This is a genomic window from Chitinophaga sp. HK235, from assembly GCF_018255755.1.
In the GTDB taxonomy this organism is placed as follows: domain Bacteria; phylum Bacteroidota; class Bacteroidia; order Chitinophagales; family Chitinophagaceae; genus Chitinophaga.
On record NZ_CP073766.1, the window covers coordinates 1,044,316 to 1,061,033 of the forward strand.

7 protein-coding genes are annotated in these 16,718 nt (G+C 48.9%); all 7 read left to right on the forward strand.

The features are described from left to right. Positions 1-837 precede the first annotated feature (837 nt). Positions 838-1,449: a hypothetical protein gene (locus tag KD145_RS03475; protein ID WP_212004519.1), complete on the forward strand. Its 612-nt coding sequence runs from the start codon at positions 838-840 to the stop codon at positions 1,447-1,449. Positions 1,450-1,626: 177 nt separating this feature from the next. After that, positions 1,627-2,268, forward strand: a complete 642-nt coding sequence (locus KD145_RS03480) for a hypothetical protein (RefSeq protein WP_212004520.1) — start codon at positions 1,627-1,629, stop codon at positions 2,266-2,268. Positions 2,269-2,281: 13 nt separating this feature from the next. After that, on the forward strand, positions 2,282-2,926 hold the full coding sequence (locus tag KD145_RS03485; RefSeq protein ID WP_212004521.1) for a hypothetical protein: 645 nt from the start codon (positions 2,282-2,284) through the stop codon (positions 2,924-2,926). A 141-nt stretch (positions 2,927-3,067) separates the two neighbouring features. Beyond that, complete coding sequence (locus KD145_RS03490; RefSeq protein ID WP_212004522.1) at positions 3,068-4,663, forward strand: hypothetical protein; 1,596 nt, start codon at positions 3,068-3,070, stop codon at positions 4,661-4,663. A 42-nt stretch (positions 4,664-4,705) separates the two neighbouring features. Beyond that, complete coding sequence (locus KD145_RS03495; RefSeq protein WP_212004523.1) at positions 4,706-14,308, forward strand: DUF6603 domain-containing protein; 9,603 nt, start codon at positions 4,706-4,708, stop codon at positions 14,306-14,308. Then, complete coding sequence (locus KD145_RS03500; RefSeq protein ID WP_212004524.1) at positions 14,305-15,804, forward strand: hypothetical protein; 1,500 nt, start codon at positions 14,305-14,307, stop codon at positions 15,802-15,804. The genes KD145_RS03495 and KD145_RS03500 overlap by 4 nt, the downstream gene beginning before the upstream one ends. A 2-nt stretch (positions 15,805-15,806) precedes the next feature. After that, entirely contained in the window at positions 15,807-16,715 is a 909-nt protein-coding gene (locus KD145_RS03505) for a hypothetical protein (RefSeq protein WP_212004525.1), read from the forward strand. Positions 16,716-16,718: the final 3 nt, after the last annotated feature.

A 16,718-nucleotide genomic window follows, 5' to 3' on the forward strand; every position in this document is an offset into this window, starting at 1 on the left:
ATTAAGACTGGTGCAACATCAAAAGGAGCAACACCACTTACTTTCAGTGAAACGACAGTTCAGCAAGAAGACCTGATACGTAATACTGTCAATCTTTCGCATCTTCACCCTATCAGCATCAATGATTTTATCCCCGCTGTTCATAAATTAATTTTAACGTCGAAATGAGATAATTTTTATGGCAGAAAATAAAATCATAATTAACTTCCCATCTGCTGCGAAACCTTATGCTGCAATGCTCTCCCCCATTTGATTCATTCAGCAACCTACTGACCGCAGCTTCTCTGAAACCCTTTTGTATCATCCAATCTTTATCAATGACCTCGCCCTCCCCCACTGGGCCTCCATACCATTATGACCACCCAGTCGGGCTGCGGCACTGAGATGATATTGTACTATTCAAAAGTACCCCATAAAACGACATGGACCTTGTGGTTGTATCTGTTTCATCCAACCATCTCTCTCATCAATCAGATTATATTTTTGGCGAAACGATTTTTTTATTTATATTCGATATCATCATTATGACCGGAAAATTAGCATTCATCCTTAACCTCAGACAGCTGTGATGAACATGTTGTGAAATTGCCCTCAAATGCCTGTTGATGTTAGCTTTCTTTCGTCATTCATTTTAGTCAACGCATTACATTTTTACCGAATACTATCCTGACAAAGTGGAGTTTCTATTCCACTCGCGCTACCATCCGAATGAGAGCAAACCCTGTTGTTCTCATAACATTTTTTTCGATGACCGGGCCTGAAGAGAATTCGGGTAGGAAGTTTTTTGTTCGTGACCTTGCTTCTTTTATTTTTCATTTCATAAATGAGATTAATCATATGAACACGCTCACACAAACACAGAAAGACAATCACGCGTTAGTAAATCAACGTCTGGGACTCGCTGCTGATGCACATCTCACACTCAGTAAAACCATTAAAAGCATCCAGCAGCAAAAGAAAAATCTGGTATTTTCCTCTGACCCGCTTGAATCCGATGTACCACCTGTTCATGTCAGTGTAGGCTCCATTGCTGAGTTTAAAAAAATGGTTGGCACTCCTGACGGATCAGATGATAGCCACATCAACTATCCGGGAGCCATGGCAGACCATCATCGTGAGCTTATGTCCACAGTGAGTTCCAAACAGGATCTGCTGGGTAAAATGGACGAACACTTGCATGACAAAATGCAAAAAGCCGCCTATGCATATGTAATGGGCGATTCCCGCAAAGTACAGGAATATGAACCGCTGATTAACTCACTGATGTTCCCGGGAAGAATTGCCGTATTCACAGGCGAAGATCTGGACATCCCTGCCGGAGAAGTGTACACCATCAAAGGAGAAGACCCTGTGGTATTCAATTTCGAAGAAATAACAGAAGGTAAGGATGCCGAAATTATGATCACTACCAACTGTTCACTTCATACTCAATACTTCACACAGAAATAATCCCGGTTCCCGAACCCCATCATTTTCAACTAAGCAAAACGCTGGAAATAACTGACCCTGAAATCATCTCTATTCCCTCTTATTTTTTTACGGGAGCCCCTTCAACGACAAATCCTTATTCAGTTTTATAGGCTTATTGCATGCCTCTTAGTTAAATTTTAAAAACATTATCTCATTATGTGTAGTTTTTCTTTTGTGGGTGCTGATTACACCACCAAGGCACCTGATGGCGGAAATGGCAGCCCCGGCACCAAAGGCAGTACGGGCACTGCCGGGACCTCTGGCTACAATAGCAGCACCTGTACCTATTACTGTAACACTCCTCCTGGCAATGGAGGTACCGGTGGACAGGGAACCCCTGGCGCCGCTGGTTCACAAGGAGCAAAGGGACTTCCTGCTCCTCCCGGCAGAGTGCAATTGGGCATTGTCACAGGAGCTGTTACCATTTGTGCTGGTGGAGGCAAGGGCCAGGATGGCGGCAAAGGTGGCAGAGGCGGTATCGGCGGACCAGGAGGGGATCCCGGTGCAATGGACCCTCAAGCCAAATGTACGGCCGCCAGCAGAGGTCAACAGGGAAGAGGAGGTAACGGAGGCAATGGGGGCAAAAGTGGTGATGGTGGTGATGGCACTACTGTTATTGTCACTTACACCCAAATCACCGGTGGTTCAATCACGCCTAACACTTTTTCAGCAAATCCGGGTACTCCCGGTGATCCCGGTTCCGGCGGCGCAGGAATTCCTAATGGCACCGATGGTAGCAGAGGAGCCGTTGGCAGCCAGGGTAGCTCATCAAATGTTATTATTCGTCAAGAAGCTTAAATCTACTTACAATATGTCATCCATCTTAATTATCGGCGCCCCTATTCCAAATCCTGCTGCCGTGGGTTCCAGGGGAAATACCGGCACCAAGGGCGCCACAGGAACAGCCGGCCAATCTGCCTACAATGACAGAAACTGCACCTACTATTGCAGTTCACCTCCTAGTAATGGTAGTATGGGCAGTCCAGGTACCACAGGTGGTACAGGAGCCGGTGGCGTCAAAGGTAACCCCATGCCTATGGACGACGTGCATCTGGGCGTTGTCAGTGGCGAGGTCACTGTTCAAGCAGGCGGCGGCACCGGGCAGCCTGGCGGCAAGGGTGGTCAGGGGGGAAATGGTGGTCCCGGTGGCGATCCTGGGGCAAAAGATCCCAATAATGTTTGTACTGCTGCACAAGCAGGTCCTCAGGGTCCCGGAGGAAAAGGTGGCAATGGTGGAACCGGCGGCGATGGTGGTAACGGAGATACCCTCATGGTGTACTACACAGCTCTCAACCCCGGTTCGTCAGTGAATGGGATAGAATTTAACGGCAGGCCTGGCGATCCTGGCAATGGCGGAGATCCAGGTACCAGCACCAGCGGCAATCTCGGGCCTGGAAATCCAGGTGGGCCCGGCAGGCCCGGCGCTGCCTCCAATATCATTATACGCCAGGTGTAAAACATTTTCGTCTGATTACATCGCAACAATATCCGGTCCCGCTGATGATCTGGCTACCTGGGACCGGTTTCTTTCCTAACATTTCAATTACCAGTCCGGAAACAACCGGTCCTTATTCTCCGGACTTAAATGTCTTTTATCATGGAACAGACAAATTCCGTATACGCAGCAAATGCAACAGCTACCAGCATTTCAGTGCCTCTCTCCAGCCTGGAGATGATCGCAGCACAGGCAAACATCTATGATCTGCTCACCAATGGCCCTTCCCTGCCACCAGGCTGGGACATCATCAAGCAGCCATTTGCAAATGAACGCGCTACGGATAAAGTCGTTCCCGTTCCTACCCAGGGATACATGGTTAAAATCACTGTTAAAGACAACAATAATCAAAATGTTCAGGTGGATATTCTGGCACTTGGATGTGCCTGGATTAAATATTTTCAGTACCAGTATAACGGGGCTTTCACCCTGGGAACGTTACCTCCTGAAATAGCCGGCAGATCTGTACCTCCACAGGCAAACGTACTCTCTGTTTATTCCATCGCCTATCAATTCCTTCGCAGACCTCTCTGGAATGCGGTTGTTACCCGCGAAGATCCATCACGCCCGCTGTTTATCTGCGGCCATGGCCTTGGTGCGCCATTAGCGCAGATAGCGGCCCTTGATCTGCGCATTGGCAACTTCGGTCCCGCTGATCCGGCCACCGGTCTTCAACCAATTGCACCTTCCACCCCTACTCCCTGCTACACCTTCTCTAACGCCAACTTTGCCAACAGCGCCATGCAATCCTATTACAAGGATACTGTAACAGCGCCAGTAATCGCCACCAGAGCAGGCAGCAGTGGAAATGATGTAGATCAGTGGCCTATCTCTCCATCCAATCTGGTGTTGCTGGGTACCTTAAATCAGGTTAATGCCAGTTTGATTCCTGACGAAGACGATCCCTGGTGGGAAAGAGCGACTATTTTCTACACCAGAACATTAGGTGGTAATCCTCTCCCTAATCAACCGGAACCTGTCAACATTCCTAATATTCCAGCCGGGTTCTCCAGAGACATGGCCTTTTCTCTATCCAAAATGACCATGATGGCCTATCACTGGACACAGCACCCCGATAGCCAGACTAAAGCTCCTTCACTCAATTATACTTTCGTCACAAAAATCAACAGCGAAGGAGCGCCATGGGCTTATCTCTTTACGGGAGATACCAACAACTCTATTATCGTTGTTTTCCGGGGAGCTACCAACTGGAATGAATTCAATTCTTACGCAGCATGCTCTGTTTTTGCTGCCACTCCCTGGTATACCGATCCCTCCGCACATGTGCATAAGGGTGCCTATACCCTTTATGAAGGTATGACTGCTGCCTTGAAAGCCGCGCTCCAGCCCTACAGCAGCAGAAAACTCTTTTTCGCAGGGCATAGTCTTGGCGGGGCTATCGCCAATATTGCCGCTTCCGACTATGCCATCAGTAATTACAGGCCGGTGGAAGCTGTTTATACTTTTGGCAGTATTATGTCGGCCGACTATACATACGCCCAGAAATTCAATGAGGTATTGGGTACTAAAAGCTATCAGATCAGAAGGCCGAATGATCGTATCACCACCGGCCTTATGTCTATAGGATATGAGCCTGTAAATACCGGTGTGCTGCTGAGAGGAGAGTTGGAATATGAAGAGCCGGACTATCACAACCTCCTTCACTATAAGAAGCTGCTGGATACTGCAAAGGCTTAACTCCAGATGGTCCCCGATTTTCTGCCCCTCAAACCATTGACGATGATTAACGAATTAACCGCCGCACAAACAGCCAGACATAAACGTACAGCTTTCGGCGCGAATGATAATGGTCTTACCTTTGCAGGTCTGGACCCCATCCTGGCCAGTCTTGGACTGCTGATAGGATTACTTACCCAACCAGACCCGGAGCTGGAAGTCTATCAGCTGAATCCGAATTGGTTCGCGAATCCGATCGACAACACCCAAAAAGGGATTACTGCCAATCCTGAACAATTCCAACAACTACTCACTGCTATCCTGGGTAAAATCGGGGGCAATGCATTGGGTATTCCCATACAGGATGCTTCCCTCCTGGGTACCTGGTATCCGATAAAAAACGGTCAGGAACCTACGGGGTTTTATTTGGTGAGCTATGAGAGAGAAACAGATACTGTGAAGGAAACCGTACTTGGGCTCGGTGTCCTGCATATCTGGAAGGTGCCGCCCTCTCCCGGTAATCCTTTGCTGACCGTAAATGTATGGGGACTCATGCCTTTCGTTGCCATTGGAAATGGTAGCTTCAAAATTACTTTTACGCATGAAGGATACCCTATCAGTCTGGGTATAGCCACAGAAGGAGGTGATCCCAAACTGCCGCTGGTAGATATCAACGGTATCTCTTTTGACGGTGTGAAATTCAGTGCCCTGATAGATGTGGCAGCCAGGGACCCGTTTAGTGTTTCCCTGGAAGTGTTAGCGTTGAAACTGGGCGCTGCTCCTCCGGCCAACAAGTCCCTCGCTGACCTGCTGGCCATCAGCGGACAGGAAATGCTGGAAATAGCCACCAACCTGTTCATGGGAGCACTGAGCTATGTCTTTCCCAACCAGCAACAATACCTTAACTATATCACCCCATTGCTGGGTTTGTCTTCCCAGGTGCCCAACCTCGCTGTGAAGCTGCCCGTCATGGAGTGGTATAACCTGTTTGAAGTAGCCGCGAATCCTGATAAATATCCGGATGGTGTCAAAACACTTTTCTTTAACTGGTTTAATGCCTTATGCACGGATCCGGAGGCCCTCAAAGGCTGGATCAGCTGTCTCAGCGGCTTCCTTGGCAATATAAACATTCAGGTAACGGGAACGGGCACACGCATCGATCCTTACCAGCTGAAGATCCTTGCTGTCAATGGCATTGGGCAGCTTAACTTCGCGGTAGCCACGACGGTGGATGAGGGTGGCATCCGGTATTTTTATCCTGGCTTGTCTTTCACAGGTAGTAATGTAGCACTGGGCAGTTCTCCAGCGATATTTACTTCCCAGGCTAATCTGGAGTTAGGACAGTTTGGGCTGAGCGCACAGGCAGTGACAGCCTCTCCGGCAATAAAATTCATTTTTCAGTTTGCACTAAAAAATAAAACAGCGGGGCAGCCGCTGGTGTCGTATGATGGCAATAGTGTAGGCTCCCTGACAGCTGGCCTGATGCTGGGATCAGATGGGAAAATCGTTCCTGATTTCTCCTTGAACCAGGTAGTTACAGGCAATACTTCCTTTGAAAACGTCAACTTACTCTCACCGGGGGAACTGGCTGAAGTCGGAGCTGCGGCCTTAAGCGCAGCACTCAGTTCTCTCATCGGCGTGGGTACCAATGATTTCGCCGATAATATCGGGGCGCTGATAGGTTTAATTGCACCGGTAAGTGCGCAGGGAAAATGGCCGGCAACTTTACCACCGCCATTCTCAGAAAAGCAGATGGTGCACTCCATTATGAATCCTGTGAAGGCCTGGGCAGACTACTATCTCCATACACTGCAATATCCTGGTGAGGTGGATGGTAAGGCTGCATTTGCCTTTATCGTTCAGGAAATGGCATTGCTGCTGCAACAGACGGTACCAGGTTTGAATGTAACCGTTACCGGCAGCGGTACTGCAGATGATCCCTGGATGGCGGGTATTTCACTGAGCAGCAGTAGTCTCCCCGCCTACCTGACAGCATACCGGCAAGTCAATCCCGACAACAGCATTGATCTGATCATTGGCATGTCGCTGATACCGACCATCACAATAGTCGGTGTAGAGATTGTCCCTTCTCTTAACCTGGAAGCACTGGCACTCAGATTCCCTGCCAATGGTGATGGCGTACAAGCGTTCTGGTTACCTGCTGTCAGTTCCAGACTGAAGCTGCCACAAGGGTTCATCACACCTTCCCTTGGCGGTGTAGTCGTTAGCGTTAATACCGCACAACTGTCTGCCCAATGGAACCGTCTTAACGGATGGGGTTGGTCTATGCTGATCAAGAGCCCTAAGCTGATCATCAACGGGAAAGATATCGTGCTCGGTCAGGATTTGAATTTTGATGATAAAACAGCCTTAGAGGATCTGGTAAAGAAATCTGCCGCCACATTCAGTCCTTTCCTGATAGGTGCGTTAGGCACCTTGATGATGCGGGTGGAAAACAGAGCCGCCCTCTTCACTATCGGAGCACTGGGATTAATTCCGGATATCACCCACTCACCGGTATTCCCTCCAGGATTGACCTGGACAGGTTTTCAGCAACTCAGCCTCAGTAGTCTGAGTAATCCCTGGCCGGATATACGTAACTATCTCTCCGCCACATTCGCCAATACAGCGAATGCTAAAAGCCTGCTCTCGCTCCTATCTTATACCATCAATACACAAATTGCCGCTGCACCCGCCACAGGTGGCAATGGCAAATACGAAGATCCATGGACATTCCCGCTGCCATTAGGATTTGAAGGAATTGCATGGTATGAAAATATCGGGAAGATATTAGGTCTGGGTGCTGGCAGATCCAACACCTGGCAATATCAGCTTACTAACGGCGACGGTACCACGAAATTTGGATTTGATCTTCATTCCCGTATCTATGCACTGAAATATAACCTGTCCACCGGCACCCTCATTTTCGATGACCAGGTCCCTGCTTTCAGTCTGACTGGCACCCTTTACAATCCTGACGGCGGTATGCTGGTAGATCACCCGGGAACGGCAAGCAGTGTGGAGAAAATCATTGTAGGATGTAATCTCTCTTATGACACTGCCAGCAAGTCTTTCCACTTTACACCCATTGTCACACTCCTGAATGTAACCTTACCCGGACAATCGCCGAAAGCCCAGCTGACCTTGCAGGACTTTATGGACCCTGCTTTCACCACTGCCTTGCAGAATGGATTCATGGTACTGCTGAATGCCGGATTACAGGCGGCTTTTGAACAGGTAAAGACTAAACCTTTGTTCCAGCAAGCTTATATGCTGCTATCCATGCTGGGGCTCACCATATCCCCTGATGGAGAAGCAGAACTCCGGGACATTAAACTGTACGACATTACAGCCGGGTTCCTGGCAATCAATAGCGCAGGCTGGGATGGGTTACTGGCCAATTTCAACACTTACATACAGACACAGTTCAACCAATTGCTGGCCATACCGGAGCAGCGCAACCTCCTGTACAACTTCCTGTCAGAAATTTTTGGTATACAGATACCGAAATTTGAAGAACCGGTTTTACAGTTGCTCAACGGACTGGGCATCTGCGGGCCGGCAGAGGAAGGTTATGTCATATATCCGTATACGTTACTGGAAATCATCAGCAACCCTTACCAGACATTCCAACGGATTTACAAGCAGCTGTTTGACATTGCGAACATAGATAATCTGAAGCAGCTGGCGGCTAATCTGGCGAAGAACCTGGGGCCTTACAAAGCCGGCGTCTGGAGCTTCAGCACAGATGCCACAGGGGTGATGTCCTTTGGCATTCTGCCGGAGGATGCTTTTTCGCTAGGGTCATTGTTCCTTGTCAGTGGCGGCATTCAACTGGACCTCAGCAACGAGATCCTAAAAGGAGAACTGACGATATATTGTGAAAAAGTAGGCATCAGTCTGAAAAGCGGATTCACCGTAAAGCTGGATAATGGTAGTCTGAAGTCAGACTTTACATCTGCAGCAGTATGGGGTGATGGCAGTAAACCTGCGGCGCAATCGCTTCTCCTCATTCCGTTTAACACCAACGTTTTTCTTAATCAGGTAGCGGAACTTGCCCCAACCTTTACCCTTAACATCCTTCTTAATGCAGTTTTCGAAGAACAACTGCTGAAGAAATATCCGCTCATTCAGCAGATCTTCACCGGGCTTGGCCTGGCAGATAAGATACCGGCGGAAAGCCTGGCAGTACAACATTTCCCGAATGAAAAACATCCCATCGCGGAAAATATTACCGATCAGCTATGGCAGATGCCAGCATTGATGGGCATTCTGCGCGATCCACTGGGATGGCTGCTATCCGATGAAGTACTGGGTACCAATGGCAGATTCAGTATTTCCAAGCTGGTACAAATGCTCAGTCATTTGCCGGAAGTCGAGGCCACGAATGGCATCAAGGTGGCACCAAACACCAGGGGCATGAAGATTACCGGTATGCCTTATGGTTTTGAAATTGATATGAATGGCGATACAGATGTCGCTAATTTCGGTTTCAGTACAAAAGATCTGGTGATCAGTGATGACTGGGGTACATTGAACCTCCTTGCCTTCCAGGTGGGCGTTGATCAAAACTATCAGCCTTCATTCGCCGGTGAGGTGACTATTTCCACGGGTGCAAAGATTCCTCTCCCATTTTATGTAAAGACGGGATATAATAAAGAATTCTTCCTGAAGATTTCAGAAGGAAGTGCGGATAAGCCCGGACTGTTGTCTCTGCAACTGCTGCCTTTCCTCGGATGGGGCTCTCTGGCAGAACAGGCCGCACGAGTTGCAGCAGCGGCGGTACTGAAAAAGCTTGTCCCCGTTGTATTACAGCAATTATCCGACAGCGGCGCCAAAGATTTTGTAGATAAACTTATTGCATTTGGGGATCAGGTTAATACCACAGAATTGGTAGACAATATCATCAAAGTACTGACTCCCGGCGCTTTTGCGACCAAAACGCAGCAAGACCTGTTAAAGGAAATCGAAGCCGTAGCATTGGCATGGCTACAGGAAAGATTCACTCCTGCGGGCGCGCCAGCTACCGTACAAGGACTGATTATCCTGCTCCGGGATGTAATGCCGGGGCTGTCTGCACAAGGTGGCAGGCTTGCATTCAAACCAGACAACAGGATACCTGTCACCATACTCGCAGGACTTAATGACAATGGGTTTCTGGGCCTTTGGGCCGATTTAACCCTGCCAGAGATGCAGGTATTGAAAATCCAGCTGGCAGAAACAGGCGTCGGCGTAAAGCTGGATGGCACTGTCAATTTCTCCTTCGGGGTAGATATGCTCATTCCGGTAGATGATAACAGCGGACCAGGTATTACGTTTACATATGATCTGAGTAAAGGTTTCAAACTATTGTTTGATCCTATCAGTAATAGCACCAACTCCTCCCAACATTCAGATCTGGCCATAGAACTGCTGCCTGATTTCTTCTCCAGGCCCACTGATGGCCTGGCCATGAAGCAGAGCGTTACCGACTGGCTATTACAGGTAGTGAAAATAGTGCTGCCACGATATGTATCCCTTCTGGTGCTCAATATCGAAAAAGTGAAGAGCTGGCTGGAAACTCCTATTGTTACAGGAGCGCCGACACCAGCCACATTGTTACAGGCCACCTCCCTGATTTTGAAGCCCAACAGCAAATACGAACTGAACACCATTGATAACCTGACCAGGCTAACACCAGCAGGATTCTTTGGTAATCTCTTCTATACCCTGATGCAGACAGAACTCACCCTGCTGCAGTTCGGGGAAAATAACAGTGGCAAAATTCTGGTAGGACCACGTAATGGCAAGCAGGATTACTATGGTGTAAGAGTAGTTGCACCTGCATTAAAAATTGCAGCCCTGCCTAATGTCGTCATACAATTAGGCGCCAATGACACCGAATGGATTGACAAATCCGGTGATGGCAAGTTCACTGGAGATCCTGGCATAGGCTTCTACCTGCCTATCACTAAGTCGGGTAACAATGACCTGGAAGTTAATTTCTCTCTATTCAGTCTGTTATTATATAATCTTGGGTTTGATATCATCGGCACCAATGGCAAACCTATTGTGGATCAGCCGAGATTTAAACTCGGCGCTGTAGAACCAAGAACAGTATTTGAACTGAATTTCAAAGAGGGCGGCGGAGCATCCGTACAATTTGGGGCAGGCATCACGCTGGCTAAAATGGGCTTATCGCTGGCGCCGGATAAGATGGCTGGTTCAGGAGGCACCAATCCAATTGCCAATAATATCCTGGGCTCCGGCAGTACAGATGGTAATCCTCCTGTAAACCCGGAATTTTCTGTTAGCACCGCTTACATCAATAAACTATGGGTAAACCTGAAAAGCAATACTGGTAATGGTTCTGAGATTATCGTACCTATAGAACGCTCCTTCGGTCCCTTGTATATTGAGAGTCTGGGTTTAGGCTGGGAAGACCAGGCTAAACTGCTGGACTTCCTGTTTTCCGGTAATGTGGCCCTGGCAGGACTCAGAGCATCCGTCGTTCGTTTAACAGTAGGCGTTCCCGTTACAGACCCCACCAATTTCAGTAAATATAAAGCAGACCTGCAAGGGCTGGACATCAGCTTCAAAGGTGGCGCAGTTACCATTAACGGCGGTTTCGTGAAAACCGAAACGATGGCAGGCGGTGTAAATGTAATCTCCTACAATGGAGTAGCAGTTATCAAGGCCGGCACTTTCTCCCTGATGGCGTTGGGTTCCTATGCACAAGTACCGGTATCCAATGCGCCTGGCGCTGAAATGATGCCTTCCCTGTTCATTTTTGCAGTGCTCAACTCTCCGTTGGGCGGACCTCCTTTCTTTTTCATTACCGGCATCGCCGCAGGCTTCAGCTTCAACCGCTCGCTACTGATACCAGATATTACTGAGGTGCAGGATTTCCCGTTACTGAAAGGTCTCGTGGATGGCACCTTTGCAGAAGGAGAAGACCCGGGAAAAGCCCTCGAGCAACTGAGTACCGTAGTAGCGCCTGAGATAGGACAGTATTGGCTGGCAGCTGGCATGAAATTTACCACCTTCGAACTGCTGACCACTTCCGCCCTGTTGTTCCTGAGCTTTGGAAAGGATTGGGAAGTCAATCTGCTGGGACTCAGTTTTACTTCTCTCCCACCCAGGATCCCCAGAAATCTGGCATTGGCTTATTTCGAGCTGGCCTTGAAGGTTTCCTTCAAGCCCGTACAGGGAATTCTCTCTTTCGAAGCGCAGCTGACGCCGAATTCGTTCGTATTATCGAAAGACTGTAAAGTAACAGGGGGATTCGCATTCTTCCTATGGTTTAAAAATATAACAACAGCGACCTATACTATCCCTGCCGGTGACTTTGTGATCTCGCTTGGCGGTTATCATCCTGATTTCAATAAGCCGGCATGGTATCCGACTGTACCAAGACTGGGTATGCAATGGAAGATGGATATTGTTATTGGTAGCATCAGTATTTCCGGTGGCTGCTACTTTGCACTTTGTCCGACCGCAGTAATGGCCGGCGGTTACCTCAATGTAGCCTATGCGCTGGGACCATTGAGTGCATGGTTAAATGCATCGGCAGATTTCCTCATTGAATGGAATCCGTTCTACTTCAATGTAGGTATCAGTATTACCATAGGCGCATCTTTCGGAACGACCATCCTCGGTGTTACAATTTCCATACGTGCAGAACTGGGGGCTACACTCAGATTGGAAGGACCTCCAACACATGGTTACGTCAAGGTGGACTGGTTCGTGATCTCCTTTACCATTCCTATCGGTTCTGGCGAAACAGTTACCAGCGATAATAATATCACCTGGGCTGCCTTTGCAGAGGCCTTCCTGCCGCCGCCTGCAGAACCGGGCAGCACTATGGGCAAAGCCGGTTTCAGGGCCGAACCAGAGCAGCAGGTAGTGAAACTCAATCCGGAATTCGGATTACTCGCTGATCAGGATAATATTTGGACCATTCAGCCATATCCATTCTCGCTCAGCGCCAAATCTGCTATTCCGGCATCCACCATTACTGTTACCGACAGCAACTTTAGTCGGAATGGCGTGAAAGTAGGTGTACGGCCAATGGGGTATATCGATAACCTGAATGCACCGCTGACGATCACCCTGACAGATGATCATGGCATTGCCGTAAATCTGACTGCACGCAAGATCAAACTGATCGTGGATTTTGACGGCGCGCCAGCCGCTATGTGGTCCCAGGATCCTTTGGATCGCCACAAACCACCGCCAGCAGATGATCTGCTGATTCCGGGTGCTTCCTATGGTCTGACACTGCTCGCTGATGAATACAATTACCTCGGAAATGTACCGGCATTTGATATAGAAAATCTCAAGTATGATATAGGTACATACCGTATGCTCCCCTACAAGGTGACGATTAAATTCCCGCCTGCAGTCAGATACCCGGCCAGTGATCAGAACAATGCCTATAATGTCATCATGCACTCCATCATGCAGGATATAGTGATCACCAGACGGAATATTATCCTGGAGGGCATCGCAGCCAGCCACATACTGGCTCCACTCAACCCGGATCTCAGTGTGATGGCAGCAGCCGCAGACATGATTCTGCAGGCATTGCCCGTCATCGCCCGGCTGGCCATCTACCAGAACAACGGTGTCATGGAATCTGCCAGACAGATCCAGCCACCAGTAGTAGCCGCTGTGAAGCCTGTTTCCGAAAACAACATCAAAGCGCCGCAGTTAGTAGGCATTGTGAAACGATATAAAGTCAACAGGCTGGAAACAGTCAATCAGAAAGCAGAACAGGTCATTGCCATCAGAAGCCACTATCAGCCGATGGAAGGACTCACCCGCAAAACCAGGCCGCTGGCTGGAGCTAGGTCCGCATCTTCCCCAGACAGGGGTACGAAAGTACTCTACGATGGTACTTCCATTTTGTGGAACGTAGACCATCACGCAGATACACACCTGGAGCTGAAAGGAGATCTACCAGTGAGAGTGTCTGGTTTTGACCGTCGTGGAAGACTTACAGGTATTCAAATTGCAACAGGTACACAGACCATTTCCATTGCTCCAGGCACTGCACAGATAGTTGTACAGGGATATACCGGCGGTGATATGATTACCGGCTGGGAAATAAATACGCAGCTCTTCAAAACCAACAGTGTATGGGCGCTTGGTGATGCAGCCATGATGCGGGTACAGAACAGTCAGCGTGTACGCGTTCGTCATACAGCCGCCAATACCGGTCTCATAGATGCCGCAGATCTGGTGCAATACAACCAGATCACCGATATCGGTAATACTACCCGCAGCGGTTGGATACAAACCGTCTTCCCTGCCAATACCAGGTATATCGGCGTATTACTGGAAGAACATACCGGTGCGGAAAGGTTAGATATCGCTATAGCTGCCGGCAGTCTTCCGTTGGAAGGGAAACAGTTATCACCGGTACGCACCTACGAAACCGTAAAAGGTACACTATTGCTTTACCCATGTCCGGACGACCGTCATCCGGTAGAATACATGGCGATACTGGCAGTTCCGAAAGACAACAAAGTGAAGATCATCGGTATGTATGGATTGTCCGCACTGCCAGATGATAGTAAAACCATTCAGGCCGGGTTACAACTCAGCAACGCAGGACTGGATGTCACAGCAGCAACTGTAAAATCCGCCACGGTTAGTACTCACTCTAAAAAACAGGCATTATGAGAACCAGTTTCGATTCCAATCCCGGCACGATAGGACCGGGTATGATCCGCTTCTATGATTCAATTCTTAATCCGCTGGAAGCTGGCGAATACACCTTGAAAGCAGCGCATCAGGTCAAGGATCTGCCCGGAGAAACACCTGCTCCATATGTTGCCACTCAGAAAATAGTCGTGGATGGGCCCAGGTTCTCCATCAATCCGGCAGATATCCACATGGTATATCCGCCGGCCAATCAGGAAGGGCTATACGATAATATTATGCCCAATATGGTATTCAACAATTTCGCGCTGCCCTGGGCAAGATCCATTGATCCGGCAGCGAAAGCCAGGGGTACCGTTATGGCCGTAGACGATGATCAGAACCCCATTCCATGGATAGGACTATTAACCATATATCCGGATGACCTGAAAACCAAAGCGGGAGAACCTCATACAGTAACTGTTGAGGAGTTGGTACATCCGGCTGACAGCAAGATTCTACCGCCCGTATTAGGTAATTTATTTGGTGCAGAAGAGACGCAGATATCCGTAGTAGATTTCGACCTGAGCTATTTCCAGGCAATTGCTCCCTCCCTGAATGAATTACCCCTTCTGGCACATGCCAGGGAAGTAAACACCGGAGGAAAAGTACTACTGGGAATGGAAGATGACGGCTGCTTCTCGCTTGTATTCGGCAACCGGGTACCCAAGGCCGATGCCGAGAATATCATGTATCTGGTATCCTACGAAGGGCACCAGGATCATCTGCATGGCAGCACTATCAGTGGTGGTTATACGAAAATAAGATTGGTATTACTGGGTACCTGGCAATTCCGGGCGAAACCTGCACAAGGCAGTTTCATCCAGCTGATGGCTAACCTTTGTCTGGCAGGCAGAGGTGGCGTAAAACTGCTGCAGATGCCTATATCGGAAGAAACCGGCGCCATCTCACCAGAAGCCCGGAAAGCACTGGAGATGGGATATGTACCCATGCAGAATAATATGCGCCAGGGCGAACAAAGCACCTCCTGGTACAGGGGGCCGCTCCTGCCCTCACCCACAAAGCGGGATTTTGCCTACGGTCCTTATCATTACAGTGACCATGCCATTCACTATGATCCGGAGACCGGTTTTTTCAATCATGCCTACAGCAGCGCATGGCAGACAGGAAGATTACTGGCATTATCTGACGCCTCCTTTTCATCCGCATTATTCACCTGGCGGAATAATTACCTCAACGCCATTATCAGTAGCGTCAAGCAACTAGACAAGGATAAGATCTATGCAATAGCCGGAGAATCCAGCAGCATGCTACCGGCGACGCATGCACGTAATGCAGTAGGGTTACTGCTATCCGGTGGTTTCAGCAAAGTAAAATGGCCACAGATAGTTAGTCGCGCTGAAGTTGTACTCCAGGAAGGACTTCCGGGGATACTCACGGAAGAAGAAAAAATCGCCATCGTAGAAAATGATGCCGATCCGCTTTTAATACTTGTTAAAAAAATAAAAGGAGAATAGCGATGAAATCATGGGGAAACAGAGCGACTATCTGCTCAGATGTAATGCAGCAGTTACTTTCCGTCAAAGACGGCGATTATCCGCCGCCGATCCTTCCGGATAACCTGACCACCTGGCTGGCTCAGCTGACATTACTTTATGGCGTACCCGTAGCGTACATGACAGCAGACAACCGGATGTTGCCGCTGGAGTCCATGCGTTTTTTTTATATGGACAGAAACTGGCTGGATCGTTTGGTGGATGGCGCCCTCAGTGTAGGGGTCCTTTCTTCCAGAGAGCAGGTATTCAATGAAGCATTCTATGAAGAAATCTATGCGCAGATAGATGTCAAACAATTACAGTTGCGTTCCACCCTGCGCAAAGAACCACTCCCGACTGTAGTTGCCGCCGGTGGCGGGATGACAGGTGTCATCTTTCGCTCCGCAGTAGTATCCGGATGGCCTGGACTGGAGATAGAGGGATTGAGTGGCGGCACCCTGCTGAATATACTGCGTATGGACCGGCTTTCTGACAACACCATGCTGTGTATATGGGATGGATTGCCGGACACCGTAAACTTTATAGAACCTGCAGAAGGATTGCATTTCGGTATTATCCGTAATCCAGCCGCCAGTACCTACTCCGTGAATCTGCGTGGGCTGGGTTATCCGGCCGATAAACCCTACCCTGCAGGAGAGCAGATTTATAACGGAGCAGCTCCCGTACAGGCATCCGGTGGATTCCGCAGTGGTACTGAAGCCGGAGTAATGGATATTATCGCTCTTAAAAACAATATCATCCAGGCAATGCCTACGGGAGCACTTCCGGATGGAAAACTATCCCCCGGGGCATTTGCTATTCAAATGGTACGCGGAGCCGGTAAACAGCCATATGATCTGAATTCGCCGGCATGTGATCCACTTATTCCCTGAGCA

Coding starts and splice junctions, on each gene's coding strand:
- KD145_RS03490 (WP_212004522.1), top strand. CDS start 3,068: ATGGAACAGACAAATTCCGTATACGCAGCAAATGCAACAGCTACCAGC.
- KD145_RS03480 (WP_212004520.1), top strand. CDS start 1,627: ATGTGTAGTTTTTCTTTTGTGGGTGCTGATTACACCACCAAGGCACCT.
- KD145_RS03475 (WP_212004519.1), top strand. CDS start 838: ATGAACACGCTCACACAAACACAGAAAGACAATCACGCGTTAGTAAAT.
- KD145_RS03485 (WP_212004521.1), top strand. CDS start 2,282: ATGTCATCCATCTTAATTATCGGCGCCCCTATTCCAAATCCTGCTGCC.
- KD145_RS03505 (WP_212004525.1), top strand. CDS start 15,807: ATGAAATCATGGGGAAACAGAGCGACTATCTGCTCAGATGTAATGCAG.
- KD145_RS03495 (WP_212004523.1), top strand. CDS start 4,706: ATGATTAACGAATTAACCGCCGCACAAACAGCCAGACATAAACGTACA.
- KD145_RS03500 (WP_212004524.1), top strand. CDS start 14,305: ATGAGAACCAGTTTCGATTCCAATCCCGGCACGATAGGACCGGGTATG.